Raw genomic sequence first — 3342 nt, forward strand, 5'->3', positions numbered from 1 at the left:
GAGCTTCGACGGGCGCAGCGCCTTCACCAGCTGGCTCTACCGGGTGACGCTGAACGCGGTGCGCGACATGCAACGGGCCCGCTCGCGTCGGGGCAAGAATGTCGACCGGTATGCCGAGGTGGCGCCGGACGAATACCTTCCCGACCAGGAGGACAGCCTGGCGGCGAAGGAACTCTGGGATGCAGTCCGCAGACTTCCCGACCAGCAACGGGACGCGGTGCTGCTGATCTACGCGGAGGGGATGAGCCACGCCGAGGCCGGCGTGATCATGGGGTGCAAGGAGGCCACCGTCTCCTGGCACGTCCACGAAGCCAAAAAGACCCTGAGGGGGCTCCTATGAGCAACCAGAACGACGACAAGCTCGACCTGCTCAAGCAGATCGCGACGCCGGCACCGGCCGAGGCCGCGCGGCAGCGTGCGCTGGAAGCGGCGCTGCTGGCCTTCGATGCCGAACAGAACGCGGCCGGGAAAGCCGCCCAAGGAAATCCGCTGGTGCAGCGTCTGAGGTCCATGTTCGCCACTGCGAAAGGGAACTGGACCATGGATACCCGCCTCACCTACGGCCTCGGCACCGCCGCGATCGCGCTCCTGCTGCTGCCGCTGGGCTACCAGCTCTACACCTCGACCGCGATCAGTCCGATCGGCGTGCCCCCCGTGCTGCGCGACGCCGACGCTCCGGTGATGAAGCCCGATGCTGTCGCCGAAAAGAAGGAAGAGGCGACGGCGAACGGCCTCGCCGCCACCGAGACGCCGGGCGCGCAACTGAGCATCGCGGCGGCCGACGAGGCCGCGCCTGTCGCCCCTGCGACGACCAATCGCGCCGTGGCGCAGCCCAAGCTCGGCGTTTCGGCCGGCATCCAGTCCCAGGATGGCGTGATGGCCGAGTACGCGCCGGAGGCTGAGGCCGTCGGCATGCCGGCGCCGGTCGACGCCATGGTGATGCCGACCGAGCCCTCGGGCGACGAGTTCACCCGTTTTGCCGAGTCGCCACTCAAGATCGTCAAGAACGAGCCGGTCTCGACCTTCTCGATCGATGTCGACACGGCGTCCTATGCCTATGTCCGGCGGGCGCTGACGGATGGCTGGGTGCCCGAGCCCGACGCGGTGCGGATCGAGGAACTGATCAACTATTTCAGCTACGCCTATCCGGCGCCAGCCGATGCGACGACACCGTTCGAGCCGACGGTTTCGGTGTATCCGACGCCGTGGAACGGCAAGACGCAGATCGTCCAGATCGGCATCAAGGGCTATGTGCCGCCGGTCGGCGAGGACAAGGCGTCGAACCTCGTCTTCCTTATCGACACGTCCGGATCGATGGACGAACCGGACAAGCTGCCGCTGCTGAAGCGCGCCTTCGCGCTGCTGGTCGATCAGCTGAGCGCCAACGATACGGTATCGATCGTCGTCTATGCCGGTTCGGCCGGCGTTGTGCTGGAGCCGACGCGGGCAACGGAGAAGGCCAAAATCCTCTCGGCGCTCGAGAACCTCTCGGCCGGCGGGTCTACCGCCGGGGCGGAAGGGATCGAACTCGCCTACCGGCTGGCCGAGCAGAACAAGGTCGCCGATGGGGTCAATCGGGTGATCCTCGCCACCGATGGCGACTTCAACGTCGGCATCGACGATCCGGAGGACCTCAAGACCTACATCAAGAGCAAGCGCGAGGGCGGCGTGTTCCTCTCGGTGCTCGGCTTCGGGCAGGGCAATCTCGGCGACGACACGATGCAGGCGCTGGCGCAGAACGGCAACGGCAATGCCAGCTACATCGACAGCTTCAAGGAAGCCCAGAAGGTGCTGGTGCAGGACGCCGGCGGCACGCTCGAGACGATCGCCAAGGACGTCAAGATCCAGGTCGAGTTCAACCCGGCGGTGGTGAGCGAGTACCGGCTGATCGGCTACGAGACGCGGGCGCTCAACCGCGAGGACTTCAACAACGACAAGGTCGATGCGGGCGAGATCGGGGCGGGCACCACGGTGACCGCGCTCTACGAGATCACCCCGGTCGGCTCGGGCGCCGAACTGAACGATCCGCTGCGCTACGAGAGCGACGCGGCCGTGCCGGCGGCCGAGGTGGGGACCGAGATCGGGTTCCTGAAGATGCGCTACAAGCTGCCCGACGGCGACACCTCGAGGCTGACCGAGCTGCCGATCGGCAAGGATCTCGCCGTCAAGGAACTGGCCCAGGCCTCCGAGGACGCGCGCTTTGCCGCGGCGGTCGCCGCGTTCGGGCAGAAGCTCAAGGGCTCGAACTATGGCGAGATGAGCTGGGAGGCGATCCGCGACCTCGCCCAGGGCGCCCGCGGCAGCGACGAGAACGGCTATCGCGCCGAGTTCATGCAGCTGATCGACATGGCCCGGGTGCTGGTGGTGCCGACCGTCACCAGCGAGGTTCCCGACGGCGGCTGCGTGGCGGCCGACGGCATGACCGGGTGTCCCTCCGAATAGCGCCGCCAGCCCCCCACGGCGCTCAGAGCGCGGTTCCGCTGCTGACGGAGCCGCGCTCGTCCTGTTCGAGCGACAGGGTGATCGAACGGATGAAGAAGTTGAACTTCCGGGCCGCGACCGAGTTGCGCGGTTCGGGCGGATCCTCGATGAGCAGCGTCACATCGAGCGCTCCGTCATCGGCCAGCAGGGCGCGGGGCACGGCAAAGCCATAGCTCTGGTCCGCGTGGCCGTCATTGTCGAGCATGCCGACAGAGGTGCCATTGGCCATGACCAGCAGGCGCCGCTGATGCCCCCGCCTCCCCTCGAGGGTAAACCGCAGATCTTGCGTTCCGGGGGGGACGGCAAAGTGAAAGCGGGCCTCGGGCCCGAACATCCAGGTTCCCTCCGCGCCGGTATAGGCGACGCCGCAAATGGCCACCGCGTCGAACTCGGGCAAGGTGGCGCGGCCGGCAGAGATCGGACGACCGAACTGGAAGGCGCCCGTCACCGGCTGCGGCAGGCAGCTGCTGGACCTGTCGATGTAGAAGGCCCGGTAGGTCTCGGAGACGTCGGCGCTTGCGGCAAAGCCGAGCAGGGCCAGCTCGCCCACGGCGAGCAGGGCCAGACCGGCGTAAGGGAGGAGGCCCGCCATCACTAGACCATCGCCCGCGACCCGGTCAGCCAACCGTGAAACAGGTAGGCGCCGAGCAGCAGCCCGACCGGATAGGCGAGCCAATAGAGGCGACGCCGTTCGGCCAGGAGTTCGCAGGTCACCAGACCAAACGGGGCGAGGCCGGCAAAGAAGCGCAGGGACGACTCCATGCCGGTTGCGGTCGACAGGGCGACGGCCGCCAGGCAGAAAGCCGCCTCCGCCTGCCGGCGGCGCCGGAACAGCACAACCACGAGACCGAGACCGACCAG

Annotated in this window: 4 protein-coding genes; 2 read left to right on the forward strand and 2 right to left on the reverse strand. The window is 67.5% G+C overall.

The features are described 5' to 3' along the window. Together ACE3TU_RS20515 and ACE3TU_RS20520 are read left to right on the forward strand one after the other, a co-directional pair. On the forward strand, positions 1-340 hold a 340-nt coding region (locus ACE3TU_RS20515), incomplete at its 5' end, for an RNA polymerase sigma factor (protein ID WP_374627627.1). Then, positions 337-2442: a von Willebrand factor type A domain-containing protein gene (locus tag ACE3TU_RS20520; protein ID WP_374627629.1), complete on the forward strand. Its 2106-nt coding sequence runs from the start codon at positions 337-339 to the stop codon at positions 2440-2442. The genes ACE3TU_RS20515 and ACE3TU_RS20520, both read left to right, overlap by 4 nt. A 22-nt stretch (positions 2443-2464) precedes the next feature. On the opposite strand, the gene ACE3TU_RS20525 is transcribed toward ACE3TU_RS20520, so the two are convergent. Further along, positions 2465-3073, reverse strand: coding sequence for a hypothetical protein (locus tag ACE3TU_RS20525; RefSeq protein WP_374627631.1), 609 nt, complete (start codon positions 3071-3073; stop codon positions 2465-2467). A gap of 2 nt (positions 3074-3075) precedes the next feature. Then, positions 3076-3342: hypothetical protein (locus tag ACE3TU_RS20530; protein WP_374627633.1), on the reverse strand; the 267-nt coding region annotated here is incomplete at its 5' end.

The sequence above is a fragment of the Devosia sp. genome, from assembly GCF_041917035.1.
Classification (GTDB): Bacteria; Pseudomonadota; Alphaproteobacteria; order Rhizobiales; family Devosiaceae; genus Devosia_A.

Coding starts and splice junctions, on each gene's coding strand:
- ACE3TU_RS20525 (WP_374627631.1), bottom strand. CDS start 3,073: ATGGCGGGCCTCCTCCCTTACGCCGGTCTGGCCCTGCTCGCCGTGGGC.
- ACE3TU_RS20520 (WP_374627629.1), top strand. CDS start 337: ATGAGCAACCAGAACGACGACAAGCTCGACCTGCTCAAGCAGATCGCG.